The organism is Micromonospora sp. NPDC093277, from assembly GCF_044765245.1.
Classification (GTDB): domain Bacteria; phylum Actinomycetota; class Actinomycetes; order Mycobacteriales; family Micromonosporaceae; genus Micromonospora.
Window position 1 is genome coordinate 174992 of sequence record NZ_JBIWJO010000011.1, and the last position, 19859, is coordinate 194850.

The 19859-nt window shown below is 73.1% G+C and carries 17 protein-coding genes and 2 pseudogenes; 2 read left to right on the forward strand and 17 right to left on the reverse strand.

Annotated features, from left to right (window positions below; all coding sequences use genetic code 11):
* Window positions 1-126: 126 nt before the first annotated feature.
* The 5 genes and pseudogenes from ACIRG9_RS24025 to ACIRG9_RS24045 all read right to left on the reverse strand — a co-directional run.
* A pseudogene (locus ACIRG9_RS24025) lies at window positions 127-666 on the reverse strand (flavin reductase family protein); the annotation flags it as partial.
* A gap of 227 nt (window positions 667-893) precedes the next feature.
* The gene (locus ACIRG9_RS24030) at window positions 894-1538 is read right to left on the reverse strand and encodes a hypothetical protein (RefSeq protein ID WP_402859932.1); all 645 of its coding nucleotides are present in this window, start codon (window positions 1536-1538) and stop codon (window positions 894-896) included.
* A gap of 14 nt (window positions 1539-1552) precedes the next feature.
* Window positions 1553-2110 (reverse strand): TetR/AcrR family transcriptional regulator, encoded by a 558-nt coding sequence (locus ACIRG9_RS24035; RefSeq protein WP_402859935.1) that lies wholly within the window; start codon window positions 2108-2110, stop codon window positions 1553-1555.
* A 117-nt stretch (window positions 2111-2227) separates the two neighbouring features.
* Entirely contained in the window at window positions 2228-3925 is a 1698-nt protein-coding gene (locus ACIRG9_RS24040) for an ABC transporter permease (protein WP_402859938.1), read from the reverse strand.
* Window positions 3910-4674: an ABC transporter ATP-binding protein gene (locus ACIRG9_RS24045; protein ID WP_402859941.1), complete on the reverse strand. Its 765-nt coding sequence runs from the start codon at window positions 4672-4674 to the stop codon at window positions 3910-3912. The genes ACIRG9_RS24040 and ACIRG9_RS24045 overlap by 16 nt, the downstream gene beginning before the upstream one ends.
* A 180-nt stretch (window positions 4675-4854) precedes the next feature.
* Between ACIRG9_RS24045 and ACIRG9_RS24050 the strand changes: the two are divergent.
* Window positions 4855-5052 (forward strand): annotated as a pseudogene (locus tag ACIRG9_RS24050) (sigma factor); the annotation flags it as partial.
* A gap of 211 nt (window positions 5053-5263) precedes the next feature.
* Here ACIRG9_RS24050 and ACIRG9_RS24055 read toward each other — a convergent pair.
* The 9 genes from ACIRG9_RS24055 to ACIRG9_RS24095 form a co-directional block, all read right to left on the reverse strand.
* Complete coding sequence (locus ACIRG9_RS24055) at window positions 5264-6904, reverse strand: cation acetate symporter (RefSeq protein WP_402859944.1); 1641 nt, start codon at window positions 6902-6904, stop codon at window positions 5264-5266.
* Between the two features lies 1 nt (window position 6905).
* The gene (locus tag ACIRG9_RS24060; RefSeq protein ID WP_402859947.1) at window positions 6906-7352 is read right to left on the reverse strand and encodes a hypothetical protein; all 447 of its coding nucleotides are present in this window, start codon (window positions 7350-7352) and stop codon (window positions 6906-6908) included.
* Window positions 7353-7383: 31 nt separating this feature from the next.
* A complete protein-coding gene (locus tag ACIRG9_RS24065; RefSeq protein WP_402859950.1) occupies window positions 7384-9129 on the reverse strand; it encodes a DUF4153 domain-containing protein in 1746 nt (581 codons plus the stop codon).
* A complete protein-coding gene (locus tag ACIRG9_RS24070) occupies window positions 9126-10199 on the reverse strand; it encodes an ATP-binding protein (protein WP_402859953.1) in 1074 nt (357 codons plus the stop codon). Before ACIRG9_RS24070 ends, ACIRG9_RS24065 begins: the two co-directional genes overlap by 4 nt.
* Entirely contained in the window at window positions 10196-10873 is a 678-nt protein-coding gene (locus tag ACIRG9_RS24075) for a response regulator transcription factor (protein ID WP_402859956.1), read from the reverse strand. Before ACIRG9_RS24075 ends, ACIRG9_RS24070 begins: the two co-directional genes overlap by 4 nt.
* Window positions 10874-11218: 345 nt before the next feature.
* Entirely contained in the window at window positions 11219-11980 is a 762-nt protein-coding gene (locus ACIRG9_RS24080; RefSeq protein ID WP_402859959.1) for a LytR/AlgR family response regulator transcription factor, read from the reverse strand.
* Between the two features lie 34 nt (window positions 11981-12014).
* Complete coding sequence (locus ACIRG9_RS24085; RefSeq protein WP_402859962.1) at window positions 12015-13232, reverse strand: sensor histidine kinase; 1218 nt, start codon at window positions 13230-13232, stop codon at window positions 12015-12017.
* Between the two features lie 39 nt (window positions 13233-13271).
* A complete protein-coding gene (locus tag ACIRG9_RS24090) occupies window positions 13272-14780 on the reverse strand; it encodes a sugar transferase (protein ID WP_402860107.1) in 1509 nt (502 codons plus the stop codon).
* Between the two features lie 325 nt (window positions 14781-15105).
* Window positions 15106-15966 (reverse strand): Fpg/Nei family DNA glycosylase, encoded by an 861-nt coding sequence (locus ACIRG9_RS24095; RefSeq protein ID WP_402859965.1) that lies wholly within the window; start codon window positions 15964-15966, stop codon window positions 15106-15108.
* Between the two features lie 24 nt (window positions 15967-15990).
* Here ACIRG9_RS24095 and ACIRG9_RS24100 point away from each other — a divergent pair, with 24 nt between their 5' ends.
* Window positions 15991-17277 (forward strand): glycosyltransferase family 4 protein, encoded by a 1287-nt coding sequence (locus ACIRG9_RS24100; RefSeq protein ID WP_402859968.1) that lies wholly within the window; start codon window positions 15991-15993, stop codon window positions 17275-17277.
* 68 nt (window positions 17278-17345) lie between these two features.
* Here ACIRG9_RS24100 and ACIRG9_RS24105 read toward each other — a convergent pair whose 3' ends face one another.
* From ACIRG9_RS24105 to ACIRG9_RS24115, 3 genes are read right to left on the reverse strand one after another with little or no spacing between them, the layout of a single operon-like run.
* Window positions 17346-18071, reverse strand: coding sequence for a CDP-alcohol phosphatidyltransferase family protein (locus ACIRG9_RS24105; protein WP_402859971.1), 726 nt, complete (start codon window positions 18069-18071; stop codon window positions 17346-17348).
* Complete coding sequence (locus ACIRG9_RS24110; RefSeq protein ID WP_402859974.1) at window positions 18046-19113, reverse strand: iron-containing alcohol dehydrogenase family protein; 1068 nt, start codon at window positions 19111-19113, stop codon at window positions 18046-18048. The genes ACIRG9_RS24105 and ACIRG9_RS24110 overlap by 26 nt, the downstream gene beginning before the upstream one ends.
* Entirely contained in the window at window positions 19101-19832 is a 732-nt protein-coding gene (locus tag ACIRG9_RS24115) for a sugar phosphate nucleotidyltransferase (protein WP_402859978.1), read from the reverse strand. Before ACIRG9_RS24115 ends, ACIRG9_RS24110 begins: the two co-directional genes overlap by 13 nt.
* Between the last annotated feature and the right edge of the window lie 27 nt (window positions 19833-19859).

Genomic DNA, 19859 nt, shown 5'->3' on the forward strand with positions numbered 1-19859 from the left:
TTTCGCGCACGGTAGAGAGCGCGGTCCCCGCCCGGGAAGGCTCGGATCGGCGACGGTCAGCGGCTGCGCCGAACGGTTCTCCGGCTGCGCCGAGTGACTTAGGTCACTCCGTTGAGCGGTCGGTGCTCAGCCGTTCAGCTCGCGGTAGCGCCCCCGGTAGTGCAACAGCGGAGCGGTCTCCTCGGCCAGGTCGACCGCCTCGATGGTGGCCTCGACCAGTACGCCCCAGCCGTACTCCCGGGCAGCGTCGAGCCGGCAGCCGGCCCACCCGCCCGCGTCCGACGGCACCGGCCCGTACGGCGTGTCGGTCCACGAGCCGATGGCGAAGAGCCCGCCGGGCGACGGAAAGAGGCCGGCGAACCGGTCGGCGAGCTGTCGGTGCGGCGGGCCCAGCGGCGCGACCGCGAACCGCCCCGCCTCCTCGGCGGCCGCCCACAGGTCCGACTCCGGATCGACCAGCCCGAGCAGCCGGTCCGGCTCTCCCTCCGCGACCAGGGTGGACGAGACGGTCAGCCCGGCCGGCCCGGGAGCCGTCCACAGGGTCACCGGGGCGGCCAGCCGCCCACGCAGCCGGCGTACCGGGGACCGCTGGCCGGTCGGCACGGCGAACGGGTCGGTGTGGTGGATCTCGGCGCCCGGCTCATGATTCACGTGAAACATTGTGCCGCCCGACCGGTCGTAGGAACGTGATGTCTCGGAGCCATATTTATGTCTCAGGGACATGTCGCGCGAAGGAGTCATCGCCTCCCCGCCGCGACTCGCCCGAACACGATCACCAACGGCCCCCGTTGGCGTGCCAGGCCTGGGCCGGCGTCAAACCATCCGGCCCGGCCTGGCCCGGCCCGGCCCGGCCTGGCCTGGTCGGGGAAAGACGATTGTCGGTTCGGTGGTCCTCAAGAAGTGCGGGGTGCGGTCCGCCAGAGGGTGAGCGCCACCCATGCGCAGCCGATCCCGACGAGGACGCCGTGGGTGATCCGGGCCGCCGGAGGCGTGAAGAACTGCGGGAGGAAGAGGACGAAGCCCGCCGCCAGCGGGATGCCGCTGTATCGCGGCAGGACACCCGATCGCCAGATCGCGACGGCGGCCATCACCGCACCGACGGCCAGCGTGATCAGGCCGAGCCCGAACGTGGTGGCCGCGACTGGTTGGAAGCGGACGGTCTCGGCCAGGTCGAGCAGGTCGATGGGCTGGCCGTCGGCGACGCGGGTGGCGATGGCGTGCAGGCCGAAGTCCTCGGCGCCGTAGTAGGGCAGGGTGAGGCCCGCGCCGATCCAGGTGGTCACGGCGGCGGCGCGGGCGAGCGGGCCACCCTGACCGGCCCGCATCGCGTCGGGGAGGGTGAGCAGGCCCAGGGGCAGCAGGATGAAGCCGATCATCGCGAACAGGTGGGAGGCGACCCACGCGGTCGAGCCCATCGCCGCCGTCGCGCCGGCCATGGTGGTCTCGTCCTCCCATGGGCGGGTGGCCGGGTAGAGGATGAACAGCAGGCCGGCGGCGGCGAGGGCGACAGCGCCGGCGCGGGTACGGGTCATGGACATGAGGGGGCTCCTTTTCAGGGCCGGGGGAGGCTGGCGATGAACATCTGGATCAACTGCTCGTAGGTGTCGTCCAGGCCCTCGGGCAGACCGAAGCCGCCTGCGGCCTCAAGGGACGTGAACCCGTGCGTGATGGCGCGAAGGCATCGAATGGTGTGGATTGTCGTGGAGGCCTCCAGGTGGTAGGCGCGGAGCGCGCCGAAAAAGACCTGAAGTAGCCGGTTTCCCGCCGCCTGCGTCGCCGGGTCGTGCAGCGGGTCGGCCGGCATCGCCGCGTAGCGGGCGGGGTGTCGCACCACGTAGGCGCGACTGGCGCGCATCAGGGTCGCCACGGCGTCGTCGCCACTGCGGCCGACGACGGCGAGGGTGAGCTGCTCGGTCATGTCCTCCATGACCCGTACGCCGATCAGGCTCCGCAACTCGGCGAGACTGGCGACGTGCTTGTACAGCGACGGCGTGGCGACCTCGGCGCGAGCCGCGACCGCCGCCAGCGTCAGTTGGTCGAGCCCCTGCTCGTCGATCACCGCCAGAGCCAGCTCCACCACGCGAGCGGTGGACAGGCGTGGCCTAGCCATGGAGGCCACCCGCCAGCAACAAGAACATGTGCATAGCCAACAGGCTAATGCCATTAGCTGAACCGCGTCAACCGGCCCCCGGCGGTCGTGTTCGGACCGCCGGAGGCCGGTCCTCGCTCAGCGGCGAGGGGTGATGGCGGCGAGGAGTTCCGGCTGGCGGCGGTCCAGCACGTCCCCGGCCAGGTACGCGCCGAGCAGCGCGGCACCCAACCCGTACGCCAGGCCGACCGGCAGGGCCAGCCAGAGCCAGAGATCCCCGAGCAGTGCCGAAGCGATCACCATCGGCACTGCCGCAGCCGCCGAGGCGACCATGGACAGCAGGGTGAACAGGCTCTTCGCCACCCCGGCACCGGTGTTCATCGCGAACGGGTTGGTCGTTTCCGGCAGCGAGTACGCGCCGAGCACCGAGATGAACCCGTTGATCGCCAGCCCGGTGCCGTACGCGGCGAGCAGCGTGCCAGCCATCGCACCCAGCCACTCGGGGTGCCCCAGCACGGTGGACACGACGATCGCGACGACGCCGAGCATCGGCACCACGTAGAGCGCGAACGCGGTCATCCTGGCCCGCAGCTCCAGCCGCCCCGGCACGCCGGCCACCACGTTGGCCGCGTACGCGCTGCCGTCGAAGCCGAACTGGTTCGCCAGGGTGAGCGAGGCGAGCACCCCGACGAAGAGCATCGAGAAGCTGACCAGCACCGGCGACGGGTCACCACCGATGGAGAAGCCCTCCTCGGCGCCGGCGTTGAAGCCTGCGCCACCGAGGTTGACCATCACCGGCACGAAGATGCCGACCACCGCGATGGTGATCAGGTTGGCCCGCCGCCGGGCGTCCCGCCACCAGTAGCGGCACTCCCGGGCCACCAGCGCGCCGAACCGGTCCCGCCGCGTCCAGCCGACCGCGCGAGGGAAGAGTTGGGCGATCGCCCCGCCGACCGTGCCGGTGCCACGCCGGTCCCGGGTCGGGCCGGCGCTGGCCGCCCCCACCATCGCCGACTCCAGCGAGCGGGACCACCAGTACAGCAGTGCGCCGACGGCCAGCGCCGTGATCAGCAGCTTGGGCCCGGCGGCCCAGGCCCGACCCTCGGCCACGTCGATGCCGGCGGTCCACGGTGCCCCGAACGGGGTCCAGCCGACCACGCGAGCGACACCGGCCAGCCGATCCCAGTCGGCCCCCTGGACAGCGGCGAGCACCGCGATCTGCAACGGCCCGAGCAGCGCGGCGAGCAGCGCGAGCAGGACGGCGGCCAGGTCGCGGACCCGGCGGGAGCGGAGCATGGTGGCGAAGGCGCTGGTCACCGCGCGGGCGGCGGCCACGCAGAGCAGCAGCCCGGCGACCACGCCGACGGCCGAGACCAGCGCGGCCGACCAGCCGCCCAGCGCGCCGGCGGTGACCACCAGCCCGGTGATCGCGATCAGCGTCGCCAGCACCGGGACGCTGACCAGGGCGGCGGCGTACAGGCCGGTGACCAGGGTGCGGCGGGAGAGCGGGAGCAGCGCGAACCGGGCCGGGTCCAGGGTCTCGTCCACGCCGAAGAAGACCAGCGGCAGCAGCAGCCAGCCCAGCACCAGCAGGCCCCCGCCGAAGGCGGCGACCATGATCGCGTACTGGGGCTCGCCGGCCAGGCCGGGCGCGGCCAGGGCGAAGAAACCGCCGATGGCGGCCCAGAGGCCGATCACCACGCCCACCACGAAGAGCGCGATCCGCCACCCCTGGCCGCGGAAGTTGTTGCCCAGCACGCGCAGCTTGAGCCGGACGAAGTGCCGGGCGGAGACCCGGCGGGCCGGCCGGTCGGGCGCGGTCACCGGGACAGCCACGACAGCTCCTCACCGGTCGCGGTCCGGCCGCCGACGACCTCGACGAAGACCTCCTCCAGGGACCGGGTGCCGCGTACCTCCTCAAGGGTGCCGACCCGCTTGATCCGCCCGTCGGCGAGGATCGCCACGTGCGAGCAGATCCGCTCGACCACCTCCATGACGTGGCTGGAGAAGACGACCGTGCCGCCGCCGACGACGTACCGGTGCAGGATGTCGCGGATCAGCGCCGCCGAGACCGGGTCGACCGCCTCGAACGGCTCGTCGAGCACCAGCAGCCGGGGGCCGTGCAGCAGCGCGCAGGCCAGGCCGATCTTCTTCTTCATGCCCGCCGAGTAGTCGACCACCAGGGTGCGGCCGGCGTCGGCCAGCGCCAGCACGTCCAGCAGCTCCGCCGCGCGCTGGTCGACCACCGCCGGGTCCATGCCGCGCAGCAGACCGTGGTACGCCAGCAGCTCCGCCCCGCTGAGCCGGTCGAAGAGCCGGACCCCGTCCGGCATCACGCCGAGCAGGCTCTTGGCGTGCACCGGGTCGGCCCAGACGTCGTACCCGAGCACCCGGGCCTGGCCGGCGTCGGGCCGCAGCAGGCCGACGGCCATGGAGAGGGTGGTGGTCTTGCCGGCCCCGTTCGGGCCGAGCAGCCCGTAGAACGACCCGGTCGGCACGTCCAGGTCGACCCCGGCGACCGCGATCTTGGTGTCGAATCGCTTGGCCAGGCCACGGAGGGCCAACGCAGGGTGCTCATGGGTCATGCGCCCGACCGTATCTCGCGCCCGCCAGCCCGTGGTCACACCCGAGGAGGATCCGCCCTCGTCCCCCAGCCGTACGTCTAACGGCCGTCGACTGGTTCACACCGCTGGTGACCGTCCGGATGCAACCGGTTGCCACGTTGGTGGGTGTGAGACGCAGGAGGACCGCCACGGGGAGGGACAGTGGATGAGGAAGACGGGTTCGAGGAGTTCTACCGAACCACCAGACAGCGCGTCGTCACGCTGCTCTACGCGCTCGGTGGCGACCTGGCCGAGGCACAGGACGCCGCCCAGGAGGCGTACGTGCGGGCCTGGCAGCGCTGGTCACAGCTCAGCGGGTACGACGACCGGCCGCAAGGCGCTCGCCGCGCTGCTCGACGCCACCCTTCCCGAGGAGGTCGGCAATGCCTGACCCGCTCTTCTCGACCCTCCAGCAGGAGACCGAGCATCTGATCTGGGCGCCCAGGGCAACCTGGTGGCGCAGCTATGGCTCGATCACCAGGCGACACCGGCCGAGGCTCGGTACTACGCGAAGCTGGTGGCACCGCGGCTCTGCGCCGGCACCGACGCCTGTTGAGGACGGCCCGGGACGCTACAAGCGGAGCGCTTCGGGGGCGTGCAGGCGGAGCATCGTGGCGCCGACGTCGCGGGGCAGCCGGCGCCGGGTCGCCATCGAGACCGCCACCATCACGGTGAACGCCAGCGGCACCGTCCACGCGGCCGGCTGGGTGGTCAACGTGGCCGGCCACCCGGTCAGCGGCGGGCCCAGCACCGTGAGCAGCACCGCGCCGATCGCGGCGCCGCCGCCGACCAGCACCCCGGCGGCGGCCCCCAGGTCGGTCAGCCCGCGCCACCAGATGCCCAGCACCAGCAGCGGGCAGAAGCTCGACGCGGCCACCGCGAAGGCCAGCCCGACCACCTCGGAGACGTCCAGCCCGGAGACGTTCAGCGCGAGCAGCGCCGGCACCCCGCCGGCGATCACCGTGGCCAGCCGGAAGCCGCGTACCGAGCCGCGGCCCAGCACGTCCGTGGAGATCACCCCGGCCACGCTGGTCAGCAGACCGGAGGAGGTGGAGAGGAACGCGGCGAACGCCCCGGCGGCGACCAGCGCGGCGAGCAGTCGCGCGGCCGTGCCGTCACCGAGCACCGCCCCGGGCAGCAGCACCACCACCGCGTCGGTCTGGCCGGTTACCAGCAGTTGCGGGGTGTAGATCCGGCCCAGCACGCCGTAGATGGTGGGCAGCAGATAGAAGAGGCCGACCAGGGCCAGCACCACCAGCGTGGTGCGGCGGGCGGCGGCGCCGTCCGGGTTGGTGTAGAAGCGCACCAGCACGTGCGGCAGGCCCATGGTGCCGAGGAAGGTGGCCAGGATCAGCGAGTACGTCCCGAACAGCCCCCGGTCGTCGTCCTCGGCGGTGTCCGGCAGCAGCCAGTCCGTCGCGTGGATGGCCGTGCCGGAGACCTCCGGCACCGGGTCGCCGGCGGCGAAGTCGAGGCTGTCGCCGGGGCGTACCTCCTGGACGTCGCCGTCGGGGAAGGTGAGGGTCGCGCGGTGCTCGACCACCACGGTGGTCGCGGCCCGGAACGCCGGCCCGTCGGGCGGGGTGACCGCCGGTCGGGCGTCGGCCTGCCAGTGCATCGCCAGGAAGATCGCGGGTACGGCCAGCGCGGTCAGCTTCAACCAGTATTGGAATGCCTGGACGAAGGTGATGGCCCGCATCCCGCCGAGCGCCACGTTCGCGGTCACCACCACGGCGACCAGCAGCGCCCCCACCGGGTACGCCGAGCCGGTCACCGTCGACAGGGTCAGCCCCGCCCCCTGGAGCTGCGGCACCAGGTAGAGCCAGCCGATGAAGATCACGAAGACGGTGGCCAGTTTGCGCAGCCACCGTGAGCCGAGCCGGACCTCGCAGAAGTCGGGCAGGGTGAACGCCCCCGACCGGCGCAGCGGGGCGGCCACGAAGAGGAGCAGCGCCAGGTAGCCGGCGGCGAAGCCGACCGGGTACCAGAGCACGTCCACGCCGTACTTGAGGATCAGGCCGGCCACGCCCAGGAAGCTCGCCGCCGACAGGTACTCCCCGCCGATCGCGGCGGCGTTCCAGGTGGGGCTGACCGTGCGGGAGGCGACCAGGAAGTCGGAGGTGGTCCGGGCCAGCCGCAGCCCGTAGAAGCCGATCGCGACCGTGGCCAGGGTGACCACGACGATCGCCGGGACGACGTACTCGTTCTTCACCTCAGCGCTCCGGCCGGTGGACCAGGTCGGTGAAGTCCTGCTCGTTCCGTTCCGCCAGCCGCACGTACGCCCAGCCGACCGCGATCAGGAACGGGAAGGCGGCCACGCCGAGCAGCAGCCACGGCAGGTTGATCCCGAGCACGGTGACCCGCCCGACCGAGGGTGCGATGGCGAAGAGCCAGGGCAGGCCGCCCAGCCCGATCAGCACCAGCAGGCTCATCCGCAGCGCCAGCGCGAGCTGGGCCCGGACCAGCCCCCGGACCAGCGTGTCGCCGACCCGGGTCTGCTGGGTCAGCTCCGACCGGGTGTGGTCCGCCCGGCTTCCCGAGCGGGACACCTCGGCCAGCACGATCCGGGTACGCCGGAGCGGTCCCGCCGCGCGTGGGGCCGGCACCGGAGCGGACTCGGCGGTCCGCCCCGGAAGGTCCCGCTCGTCCGCTCCGGCCATCCTCGGCAGTCTCGCCCGATCAACGCGATTGTCAAGGGCACGGGACCGTCGCGGCCCCGACCCGGTCCGCGCCGAGCACCGCGCGCGCCTGCGCCCGGCCCACGTTGGCGGCCCGCCAGCCGTCCGCCTCAAGCTGTCCGGCGATCTCCCGCACCGCGCAGGAGCGCATCGGCTCCGGCAGCCGGTTCAGCGCCGGTACGGCGTCCGCCGACAGCCGGGACAGGTACTCCACGTCCAGCCGGTCGATCCGCTGCCAGCGGTCGACGTTCCGATCGGCGATCAGCCGGTCCGGGTTGACCACGGCGAGACCGAGCAGGGCGACCACTCCGGCACCCAGCACCAGCCGGGGCAGCCAGGTTCCGCGCAGCCGGACGGCGGCCACCCCGACCAGCACGAAGACCAGCCCCAGCCAGAGCTCCACGGTCGCCACCACCAGGCGCAGCCGGGTCACCCCGTAGGCGTCGGTGTAGACCAGCATCCGGTAGAGCGCCGACGCCACCACCACGAGGCTCAGCACGGTCAGCCCGCCGATCAGCAGGCGGATCAGCGTCCGGTCCGCTCTGGTGTGCCGGGGTGCCCAGCGCAACGCTCCGGCGATCACCAGCAGGGTCAGCGCGGAGACCGCGAGCAGCTGCCAGAATCCGCCGCGGGCGTACTCGGCGTAGGTCAGTCCGGCCGTACCCAGCACGTGGCCCGAGCCGCCGAAGAGCACGGTGAGCTGCACCAGCACGAACGCGGCGAAGAGCGCGTCGAGCAGGGCCAGCGGCAGCACCCACTCCAGCCGCCGGACCACCCGGGCCGGCCCGGCGCGCAGTTCCAGGTCGGGCGGTGCCGTCAGCAGGTACGCCCCGCCGAGCAGCGCCGCGCCGACGAGCAGCAGGCGGAAGACCCAGCCGAACACGCCCACCATGGAGATGTCGGGCAGCGTGTCGGCCACCAGTCCGGCGAAGACCGCGTCGGCCGAGGAGAAGAGCAGCCCGAACAGGAGCAGCAGCACGGCGGTGACGCCGAGGCTGACGAGAATCCGTCCCACGCTCGGCCCGCCCGGCCGGTGCCGGGGCAGTCCCCGGGCCGCCCAGGGCAGCGCCCGCAGGGTGGCGATCGGCGGCAGCATCCCGGCCGCCAACAGGCCCAGCGGCGTGCGCCCGCCCGCCACGGCGAGCGTGGCGGTGCCGACCGCGGCGAGCAGGCAGAGCACGAAGAGCCAGCCGGCGGCGCGTACCGTGCCGACCCCGACCAGGGCGACGGTGGCGACCGTCCAGGCCAGCTGGGCCGCCCGGCCCGACGCCCCCGTGGCGCCGGGACGGGCGGCCGCGCCGGCCCCCGCGGTGGTGCTGCTCTTGTCGGGTACGCCGACCTGCGGCGACCCGGCCGTGCCGGCCGCTGCCGGAGCCTGGCGCTCGGGGACCTGCGGTGACCCGGCCGCTGCCGGAGCCTGGCCTTCGGCGACCTGCGGCCCGGCCGCCGGCGGCTGCCGGGATGTGCGGACGACGGCCGTGCCGAGGGCGGCGGCCCCGGCGACGGTGGCGACCAGCCAGCCCAGCCCGGGCCGGTCCAGCGGCACCACGGAGGCGGCCACCCCGGCGGCCACCGCAAGCGCGCCGAGCACCACCGGCCGGGCCGCTCCGGTGGCCCCCGGCCACCGCCGCTGAAACGCGGACGGCCGCGGCGCCGGCCGGGCGACTGGCTGCGGGGCGAGGTGCGGGTGCGGGCCCGCCGGGCGGGGCAGCGTCAGCCGGGGATCGGCGGGCGGTCGTGGTGGGGGCGCGGTGGTCATGCGGCCTCTCCTCGGGCGGATTCGGTACGCGGAAGGGTGACCTCGATGCGGCAGCCAGGGCGGGTGCCCGGCGTGGTGGCGGGCGGGTCGGTGACGCGGATGGTGCCGCCGTGCAGTTCGATCACCCAGCGGGCGATGGCCAGGCCCAGCCCGGTCCCACCGCCGGCGGTCCGCTCGCCCCTGGTGAACCGTTCGAACACCCGGGACCGTTCGGCCGGCGGGATGCCCTCACCCTCGTCGCTCACCTCGACGTGCAGCTGTCCGGCCCGCTCCTCGGCGGCGACCAGCACCGTTCCGCCGGTTGGACTGTGCCGGGCGGCGTTGTCGAGCAGGTTGGCGAAGACCTGGTGCAGCCGCCACGGGTCGGCGTGCACGGTCAGCGGGGCGGGCAGCGCCCGGAGCCGGAACCGGACGTCCCGACCCGTGCCGGCCGCGTTCGCGGTGGCGTGTTCCACCGCCTCGTCGAGGAAGTCGGCGACGTCGACCCGGACCCGGCGTAGCGGGACCACGCCGGCGTCCAGCCGGGACAGGTCGAGCAGGTCCGTGACCAGGTGCCCGAGGCGTTCGGTCTGGGTGAGCGCGGCCCGCAGCGCCGCCGGTTCCGGGGTGGTCACTCCGTCGACCAGGTTCTCCAGCACGCTCTGCAACGCAGTGATCGGCGTACGCAGCTCGTGCGAGACGTTCGCGATCAGCTCGCGCCGGCGCTGGTCGGCGGCGGCCAGGTCGGCGGCCATCTTGTTGAACGCGTGGGCCAGCTCGCCCACCTCGTCCCGGGAGGTGGCCCGGACCCGGCGGGTGTAGTCGCCCCGGGCCATCGCCCCGGCCGCCGCGGTCATCTCCCGCAGCGGTGAGGTCATGCCGTGGGCCAGCACCTGCGCGATCAGCAGGGCGATGGTGATCGCGGTGATCGCGGTGCCCGGCGGCAGCCAGCCGATGCCCCACCAGAAGTAGCCGACGCCGACCGCCCAGGAGGCGATCAGCAGCACGCCGAGCTTCATCTTGATCGAGCGGACCGGGTCCAGCGGGCGGGGCAGCACGCGGCCCAGCCAGTCCAGCAGTCGGGTGATCACGCCGGGACCTCCAGCGCGTACCCGACGCCGTGCACCGTCCGGATCAGGTCCGCGCCGAGCTTGCGGCGCAGGGCCTTGACGTGGCTGTCGACGGTACGGGTGCCGGAGCCGTCGGCCCAGCCCCAGACGTCGGCGAGGAGCCGCTCCCGGGGCAGCACCGTTCGCGGCCGGCCGGCGAGGTGCATCAGCAGGTCGAACTCGGTGGGGGTCAGGTGCACCTCGGCGCCGTCCTTGACCACCCGCCGCTCGTCCGGGCTGATCTCGATGTCGCCCAGCCGCAGGGTCGCCGTCGCGGTGGCCGTCGCGCGTTCCATCCGGCGCAGCAGCACGTGCACCCGGGCCGCCAACTCCCGCATCGAGAACGGCTTGGTCAGGTAGTCGTCGGCGCCGACGGCCAGCCCGACCAGCAGGTCCGTCTCGTCATCGCGGGCGGTGAGCATCAGCACCGGCACCGGTCGGTCGGCCTGGATCCGCCGGCACACCTCCAGCCCGTCGAAACCGGGCAGCATCACGTCGAGGACGACGAGGTCGTACTGGCCGCCCCGGAACCTCTCGACGGCGCCGGGGCCGTCCCCGGCGATGTCCACGGTGAATCCCTCCGCGCGCAGGCGGGCGGCAACCGACTCGGCGATGGTCCGTTCGTCCTCGACTACCAGGACCCGGCGTTCCCTCATGGCGTCCGACTCTAGGAAGCAGCCGTGGAGATCAGTGGCTCGCCTTGTGAACAACTTGTGGAGAACGCTTCACTCCTGTGGATAACCCGGTGGATGGCGGCGGGGTCGTTGTGGACAACCGGTGGGGATGCCAGGGTTGTCCGGTAGAGAGGAGGTGTGACGGTGACCAACCCCGCTCGGCCCGGTGGCTGGTCGAGCCGCGCAAGCAGACCCTGACCGTGCTGGAGAACACCGGCACCGGCTACCGCGAGGCGGGCCAGGCCGGCGTGACCGACGTGTACCGCACCGAGATGCCCTTCACCCTTGCGCTCCCGGTGGCCGACATCTTCTGACCGTTCCCTCGGATCAGCGGTTCCAGTCCTGTTTCGCCGCCCGGACCAGCTTGTCCTTCAGCTCCCGGGTGTGCCGGCGGCTCACCGGCAGCTCCGTGCCGTCGATCACCACCACATAGCCGGAGTTGACCAGCCGCAGCTCGGCGATCAGCCGCAACTGCACCAGGTACGACCGGTGGATCCGCACGAACCCCGCGTCCCCCCACCGTTCGGCGAGGGTGGCCAGCGAAACCCGGACCAGGTGCGACGCGTCCGCGGTGTGCAGCCGCGCGTAGTCGCCCTGCGCCTCCACCCAGCGCACCGCCGAGCGGGGCAGCATCCGGGTCGTGCCGGCCAGCTCGATCGGGATCGTCGGATCCTCCTCGGCCCGGGCCAGCGCCGCCGGGTGCGAGGGCAGCACCCGGGAGCCGATCACCCGGCGCAGCGACTCGGCCAGCCGCTCGGCGCGTACCGGCTTGCGCACGTAGTCGGTCGCGCCCAGGTCGAAGGCGTCCACCGCGCCGTCGTCGTACGCGGTGACGAAGACGATCGCCGGTGGCCGGGCGAACCGCCGCAGCACCCGGGCCAGTTCCATGCCGTCCAGGCCGGGCATCCGGATGTCCAGGAAGACCACGTCCACGTCGCCGTCGCGGAGTACCCGCAGCGCCTCGGTCGCGTCGGCCGCCGTGTGCAGCCGGGCCACCCGAGGGTCGGCCCGCAGGTGGTACGCCAGCTCGTCCAGCGCCGGCGGCTCGTCGTCCACCGCCAGCACCCTGAGGAAACCGGAGGCGTTCACCACGCCGACCCCGTCGGCCGCTCGCCGCCCTGGGTCACGAGTTGGCCCGTACGCCGGGGTGGAACTTCGGCACCCGCATGCTCACCTTCGTACCGGAGCCCAGGCCGGTCTCGACGACGAGGCCGAACTTGTCCCCGAAGGCCGACCGGAGCCGCTCGTCGACGTTGGAGAGGCCGACGTGCTGGCCCGGGTCGTCGGTCGGGTCGCTGCCGGCCAGCTCGGCGATGCCGTCGGCCAGCGTCGTCGGATCCATCCCCACTCCGTCGTCCTCCACCGTGATGTGGCATTCCGCGCCCGCGTCCCGGGCCTCGATGCTCACCATGCCGGTGCCCGGCTTGCGGGACAACCCGTGCCGGACCGCGTTCTCGACCAACGGCTGGAGGCAGAGGAACGGCAGGGTCACCGGCAGCACCTCCGGGGCGATCTGCAGGCGCACCTGGAGCCGCTCGCCGAACCGGGCGCGCTCGATGGTCAGGTACCGGTCGATCGAGCGCAGCTCCTCGGCGAGCGTGGTGAACTCGCCGTGCGCCCGGAACGAGTAGCGGGTGAACTCGGCGAACTCCAGGATCAGCTCCCGGGCCCGCTCCGGGTCGGTCCGGACGAACGAGCCGATCGCGGTCAGCGCGTTGTAGATGAAGTGTGGGCTGATCTGGGCGCGCAGGGCGCGTACCTCGGCCCGGGCCAGGCGTTCCCGGGACGAGTCCAGCTCGGCCAGGGCGAGCTGGTCGCCCGCCCAGTGGGCGGTCTCCAGGGTCGCCTGCACGAGCCCCGGTGCCGGCTGCCCGTCGGCTATCGCCACCAGCGCCCCGACCAACCGGCCGTCCGCGCTCAGCGGCGCCACCACCGCGCCCCGGACCGGGCAGTCCACCAGGTCGCAGCGCAGCTCCGACTCGCGCAGCACGGTCGACCGGCCGGTGCCGACCGCCCGCCGGGCCGCCGCGAGGAGCTGGTCACCGTGGTGCGCGCCGCGCCCGTCGAGGGCGAGCAGGGTCTCCCGGTCGGCCAGGGCCAGGCCGGCCGCGCCGACCAGCGCCCGGAGATGGCGTACGGCCTTCGCCGCGCCCGCCGGGTCCAGCCCGGCCCGTAGCGGCTCGGCGGCCAGCCCCGCGGTGTGCAGCACCTCGTACGTGGCCCGCTGGGTGGCCGTGGCGATGCCCCGCCGGGCACGTAGCCGCAGCACCGCCCAGAGGGCCGCGGCGAGCGCGGTGACCAGCGATACGACGCCGAAGAAAGCGGACAGGTTGCCACCCACGGCTCAGATCCTCGCGGCTGCCGGGCCACCCGCCAAGGGTCAGTAGGCACCCTTGCGGACCAGCACCACTCCGACGGTCCGCCACAGGATGCTCAGGTCGTAGGTGAGGGACCAGTTGTCGACGTAGTAGAGGTCGAGCCGGACCGCCTCGTCCCAGGAGAGGTCGGAGCGGCCGGAGACCTGCCAGAGCCCGGTGATGCCCGGCCGGACCAGCAGCCGGCGGCGTACGTCGCCAAGGAAGTCACCGTCGTCGGCGGGCAGCGGACGCGGCCCGACCAGCGACATCTCACCCCAGAGCACGTTGATCAGCTGGGGCAGCTCGTCCAGCGAGGAGGCGCGCAGGAAGCGGCCCACCGGGAACACCCGGGGATCCTCTTTGATCTTGAACAGCATGCCGTCGGTCTCGTTCTGGTCGACCAGGCCGGCCAGCCGCTCCTCGGCGTCGACGTACATGGTGCGGAACTTCCAGACCCGGAAGGTCCGCCCCTCGTGGCCGACCCGGGGCTGCCGGAAGAAGACCGGCCCGGGGTCGGAGATCCGGATGGCGACCGCGATCGCGAGGAACAGCGGGATCAGCAGCACCAGGCCCAGCCCGGCGGCCACCCGGTCCATCAGGTTCTTGACCAGCAGCGCCGGGCCCGACAGCGTCGGCTCCTCGACGTGCAGCAGCGGCAGGCCCTCGATCGGGCGGATGTGCACCCGGGGACCGGCGATGTCGGTGAGCTGGGGCGCGACCACCAGGTCGACGCCGGAGCCCTCCAGTTGCCAGGCCAGCCGGCGGAGTTCGCCCGGCTCGGCGCTGGCCGAACCGCACACCGCGATGGTGTCGCCGCCCACCTCGCGGACCAGGGCGAGCACGTCCCGGCCGGCGTGGACCGGCACCGGGGTCTCCATGCCGCGCGCGGCGGCGTACCCGTCGGTGAGATGGATGGCGACCGGCACCAGGCCGGCACCGGGGTTGCGGGTGACGGCGGTGTAGACCTCCAGGCACTCCGGCAGGGTGCCGACCAGCACCATCCGGTGCCCGGCCTGCCCGGCCCGGCGCCGGACCGCGTGCAGCGCGAGCCGGGCCACCATCCGGCCGAGCAGGATCAACATCATCGCCCCGAGCAGGGCGAAGCCGACCGTCCACCGGGAGAGCGAGTAGGTCTTCGTCGCGAAGGCGATGAAGGAGACGGTGGCGGCGACCGCCACGCCGGCCCGGATCACCCGTTTGAACTCGTCCGGCCCGAGGCCGAGATAGCGGCGGTCGTACGCCCGGTTGCCCCACAGGACGATCAACCAGCCGAGCGGCAGCAGCACGAACGCGACCGTGTGGAACCACGACTGGGGCGCGCCCCGGAAGCCCGAGGTCGCCTGGTCGAAGATCTGGATGGCCAGGAAGCTGGCCAGCGCCGCCGCGCCGAAGTCGATCAGCAGCAGGATCGCGATGTAGGGACGGTGCCAGCGGGACACCCGGCGGCGGGCGCGGGCCCACGCCGACCGGGGTACGCCGTTGTGTGACGGCGGAGTCGGCGGCTGGATCTCGAAGCTGTCGACGTGCCGCACGCTCTTGCTCCGGCCTTTGTTGGTTACCGGGCGCTGGAGGCTTGTCGTCACCTCAACCCATGTCCTCCCGCTTGACACGCGCCCTCACTCACCGTGAGGACCCGGGTCGCCCACCGTCCCAGTCTCCCACGCAAGCCGGGCCGGGACGGGCTGCCGGGACGGAAGCGGGTCCGTTGGTCTCGCGAGGATCTGGCCGGCTTCCGCATCGGTTGTGAAGCCGGGGACCGGGCCACTATACCGATGGATCGCGGCTCGGGTAGGGGGCCGAGCGGGACGTTTGACGATCCCGGTTCGATTCCGCTCCGTAGTCGTCTGGTGTTGTTACTCACCGTACGAGGCGAGACAACCGACGGTCAGCCAGCGGCCGTCCACCCGTCTGGCAGGTGGGGCAGTACTGGAGGCTGGAGTCAGCGAACGAGACCTCCCGGACGGTGTCGCCACAGACCGGACAGGGCAGCCCGGTCCGCGCGTGCACCTTGAGGCCGGAGCGCTTCTCGCCCTTCAGCTCGGCGGCCCGCTGCCCCATCGAACGGCGGACCGCGTCGCCGAGCACCGCCCGGGTCGCCCCGTGCAGCGCGGCGAGCTGGTCGTCGGTGAGCCGGTCGGTGATCGCGAACGGGGACAGCTTCGCCGCGTGCAGGATCTCGTCCGAGTACGCGTTGCCGACCCCGGCCAGCACCGCCTGGTCGGTCAGCACCCCCTTGACCTGCCCCCGCCGGCTGCGCATCCGCTCGGCGAAGATGGCCAGGTCGGCGTCGAGCGCATCCGGGCCGAGCTTCGCCACCCCGGGCACCTGTGCCGGGTCGGTGACCAGGTAGGCCGCCAGTTTCTTCTGGGTGCCGGCCTCGGTCAGGTCGAACCCGGAGCCGTCGTCGAGGCGTGCCCGCAGCGCGACCGGGCCCTTGCCGGGGCGCAGCGGGGCGGTCGACGGGAACGCCTCCCGGTAGTGCAGCCAGCCCGCCCGAGCCAGGTGGACCACCAGATGCAGCCCGCCCTCGAACCGGACGTCCAGGAACTTTCCGTGCCGGCCCGCGCCGACCACCGCCCGGCCCGACACCGCACTCGGCGGCGGGTCGTACGTCTTCAGGGCGCTGATCGCGGCGACCTCGACGCGCTCGACGCATCGGCCCACCGCCCGCTCGCGCAGGTAGCCGGCGAGCGCTTCCACCTCCGGTAGTTCGGGCACCTCACAACGGTAGCCTTCTTTCCCGTGAGAATCGTGGTGGCACACAACCGGTACCGGGAAGCTCAGCCCTCCGGCGAGAACACCATCGTCGACGCGGAGATCGCCCAGCTCACCGCGGCCGGGGTGGAGGTGCTGCCGTTCATCCGCAGCTCCGACGAGATCCCCTCGATGTCGAAGCCGGCCAAGGCGCTGCTGCCGATCTCGCCGATCTGGGCGCCGAAGGCCCAGCACGACCTGGACCGGCTGCTCGTCGAGCACCGCCCGGACGTGCTGCACCTGCACAACCCGTACCCCCTGCTGTCGCCCTGGGTGGTGCGGACCGCGCACCGGCGCGGCGTGCCGGTGGTGCAGACGGTGCACAACTACCGGCAGGTCTGCTCGTCCGGTCTCTACTTCCGGGACGGCGTGATCTGCCAGGACTGCCGGGGCCGGGCGTTGGGTGTGCCGGCGATCGTGCACCGCTGCTACCGGGGCTCCCGGGCGCAGAGCGCCCTGATGGCGACCACGCTCGCCGTGCACCGGCCGACCTGGCGGTCGGTGGACCGGTTCATCGCGCTCACCTCCGCGGTCGCCGACCACCTCCGCGACTACGGCATCCCGGACGAGCGGATCGTGGTGAAGCCCAACGCCATCCCCGACCCGGGCACCCCGACGCCGCCCGGCGACGGCTTCCTATACCTGGCCCGGCTCAGCCCGGAGAAGGGGCTGGACCTGCTGCTGGAGGCGTGGCGACGGCACCCGGACGGCGCGCTCGGCCCGCTGCGGATCGCCGGCGACGGTGAGCTGCGACCGCTGGCCGAGGCGGCCGCCGCCGAGCGTGGCGACGTCACCTTCCTCGGCCCGCTCGACCGGGCCGGGGTAAGCGCCGCCCTGGCCGACAGCGCCGTGGTGCTGGCGACCTCCACCTGGCACGACGTGCTGCCGACCGTGATCATCGAGGCGCTGGCCGGCGGCCGGCCGGTGCTCGGCACCGCGCTCGGTGGCATCCCGTACCTGGTCGGCGCGGACACTCCCCGGGAGCCCGCCGGGACCGGCCCGGCCGAGGTGGCTTCGGCGCCGGCCGGGTCCGCGGGGCCGGCGGTGCCGGCCGGCATCGAGCGGGGCGAGGCCGGCTGGGTGGTCGCCCCGGAGCCGGCCGCGCTGGCCGCCGCGCTGCCGGTGGCCCGGGCCGGTGCGGCGGCGCTCGCCCCGGCGGCCCGCGCCCGTTACGAGCGCACCTTCCACCCCGACGTGGTCACCAAGCGCCTCATCGACACCTATGCCGGCATCGCCCCCACCGCTGCCCAGGATCGCGCTCGATCCGGGGAGTAGTGGTCACGCGTCGCGGTGACACCACTGTTTCCAGGATCGAGCACGGTCTCCGCGCTCGGCGGGACGGGTCAGTGGAGGGAGGCGCGGGCGGAGAAGAGGATGCTGGCGAGCAGGAAGCCGCCGTTGACGATGGAGAAGGCGACGACCAGCCAGACCGTCAGCGCCGGGGCGACGACCAGCACCAGGCCGGCCAGGAAGATCACCGCACCGTAGTCGCGGACCAGCTTCACCAGGCGTACGGGCAGCGAGGTCGAGGCGACCATGCTGGCCCCGTTCGGACCGGCCTGCATCACCGAGGTGACCAGGTTGACCATCCAGGTCCCGGCGAAGACCGCGATCAGCCAGATCGGGGTCGAGGGCCGCTGCGCCAGCGTGGTCGCCCCGAGGGCGGTGACCAGTGCGATCTGGGCGGCCACGTCGCAGAGCACGTCGACCCGGGCACCGGCCGAGCTGCCCTGACCGGTGACCCTGGCGAGCTGCCCGTCCGCGCAGTCCAGCGCGTACGCGACCTGCCAGCCGACCAGGGCGAGCAGCCCGACGACCCAGGCCGGGACGCTGCCGTGGGCGACCGGGCCGGCGAGCAGCACCACGGTCGTCGACGTGGCCAGGCCCAGCACCAGGTTCGACAGGGTGAGCGTGGTCGGCCGCAGGCCCAGCCGATGCGCGGCGACCGCGATCGCGGCACCCAGCCACTGGCTCACCGACTCGCTGAAGAGCCCGCCACCGCGGTTCCGGGCGTGGAAGTCGGCAACCGTCGGGCGGGTCGCGTCAGCCACGGTGATCGCAAAGTTCATCGGCGTAATCTCCCAGTCGCCGGCGGGTCTCCTCCGGCGACATCGCGAGGTGTTCGAGGATGGTGTAGCGGTCCGGCCGGGTGGCGGGTGCGAACCCCACCGCCTCGACGAACTGCTCGTCGGTCAGCCCGACGTCGGCCGGGAGCCGGGGCAGACCGTGCCGCGACAGGCAGGCCGACATCTCGGCGAACCGCCGCCGGTCGCCGCGGAGGAAGGTGCAGAAGAGCGCGCCCAGCCCGGCCAACTCGCCGTGCGAGGCGGTCTCCGGGTAGAGCGCGTCGATCGCGTGCATGATCTCGTGGCAGCCACCGCTGCACGGGCGGCTGGTGCCGTCGATCGCCATGGCCAGGCCACTGGAGATCAGCGCCTCGGCCAGCACCGTGACGAAGGCGTCGTCGCCGATGTCGCCCGGGTGGTTGAGCACCGCCTCGGCGCCCGCCCGGGAGAGTGCGGCGGCCAGCCCGTCGAACGGCTCGTCGCGGACCTGCCGGGACAGCTCCCAGTCGGCCAGCGCGCTGATGTTGCTCAGCACGTCGCCGATGCCCGCCCGGTTGTGCCGCTCGGGGCCGGCCTCCACGAAGTCCAGGTCCACGATCACCGCGATCGGGATGTGCACCCCGTACGAGCCCTTGATCCCCTCGTTGACGAGGCTGGCCACCGGGGAGGCGATGCCGTCGTTGGCCAGGCTGGTGGCCACGGTGACCATGGGCAGGCCGCGCCGGGTGGCGGCGTACTTCGCCACGTCGATGGTCTTGCCGCCGCCGATGGCGACCACCGCGTCGTACGACCGGGTGCGCAGCTTGGCGCCGAGGTCGTCGGCGGCGTCGAGACTGCCCCCGACCACGGTGAACATGTCGGCCGAGCGCAGCAGGGGGCGGATCAGCTCGGCGACTCTGGTGCCCTGCCCGGGACCGACCACCACCGCCACGTCGCCGCCGGCCGAGATCCGCCCGTCGGCGAGGATCGTGCCGAGGTCGGCCACGGCACCGCGCCGCACGTCGATGTGTAGTGGGGTCAGCACGCTCCGGGCTAGTAGCGGCACGCGATCTCCCGCGCCCGGGCCAGGTCGGCGTGGTTGTCGACCTCGACCCAGGAGAGGTCGCCGATCGGCGCCGCCCGCACCTCGCCACCCCGGTCGGCGAACTCCTGGTAGCCGTCCTCGTAGTAGAGGTTCGGGTCGCGCCGCCAGGTTGTCTCCAGCGCGTCGGCGAGCGCGTCGGCCACCTGCGGCTCGATCAGCGTCGCGCCGATGTACTCCCCGTACGCCTCGCCCGGATCCATCAGCTTGGTGATCCGGGTGAGCTGGCCGGCGGCGTCGAAGGTGGTCTTCATCTCCTCCTCGGCCAGCGGCTTGATGTTGTCGATCGCCAGCAGGATGCCCGGGCCGCGCTCGGCCAGCAGGGTCTTCTCCACGCTCACCGGGTGCACGGTGTCGCCGTTGACCAGCAGCACGCCCCGGGAGAAGTGCTCCCTGGCCAGCCAGAGCGAGTACGCGTTGTTCCACTCCTCGGCCCGGTCGTTGTGCACCAGGATGATCGTGACGCCGTACTTCTGCTCCAGCGCCGCCTGGCGCTCCCGGACCGCGTCCGCGGCGTAGCCGACCACGATGACGATCTCGGTCAGCCCGACCTCGGCGAGGTTGCGCAGCGCGATGTCGAGGATGGTGATCTCCCCGTCGACCGGTATCAGGGCCTTGGGCAGGGCGTCGGTGTAGGGGCGCAGCCGCCGCCCGGCGCCGGCGGCGAGCACCATACCGATCATTCGGCCATCATCCTTCGTTCGACTGGA

What these genes read in the sequence shown, in the direction of transcription:
- ACIRG9_RS24035 (WP_402859935.1), bottom strand. Translation starts at nt 2,110, where the DNA reads ATGGCTAGGCCACGCCTGTCCACCGCTCGCGTGGTGGAGCTGGCTCTG.
- ACIRG9_RS24065 (WP_402859950.1), bottom strand. Translation starts at nt 9,129, where the DNA reads ATGACCACCGCGCCCCCACCACGACCGCCCGCCGATCCCCGGCTGACG.
- ACIRG9_RS24075 (WP_402859956.1), bottom strand. Translation starts at nt 10,873, where the DNA reads ATGAGGGAACGCCGGGTCCTGGTAGTCGAGGACGAACGGACCATCGCC.
- ACIRG9_RS24045 (WP_402859941.1), bottom strand. Translation starts at nt 4,674, where the DNA reads ATGACCCATGAGCACCCTGCGTTGGCCCTCCGTGGCCTGGCCAAGCGA.
- ACIRG9_RS24030 (WP_402859932.1), bottom strand. Translation starts at nt 1,538, where the DNA reads ATGTCCATGACCCGTACCCGCGCCGGCGCTGTCGCCCTCGCCGCCGCC.
- ACIRG9_RS24105 (WP_402859971.1), bottom strand. Translation starts at nt 18,071, where the DNA reads ATGAACTTTGCGATCACCGTGGCTGACGCGACCCGCCCGACGGTTGCC.
- ACIRG9_RS24060 (WP_402859947.1), bottom strand. Translation starts at nt 7,352, where the DNA reads ATGGCCGGAGCGGACGAGCGGGACCTTCCGGGGCGGACCGCCGAGTCC.
- ACIRG9_RS24115 (WP_402859978.1), bottom strand. Translation starts at nt 19,832, where the DNA reads ATGATCGGTATGGTGCTCGCCGCCGGCGCCGGGCGGCGGCTGCGCCCC.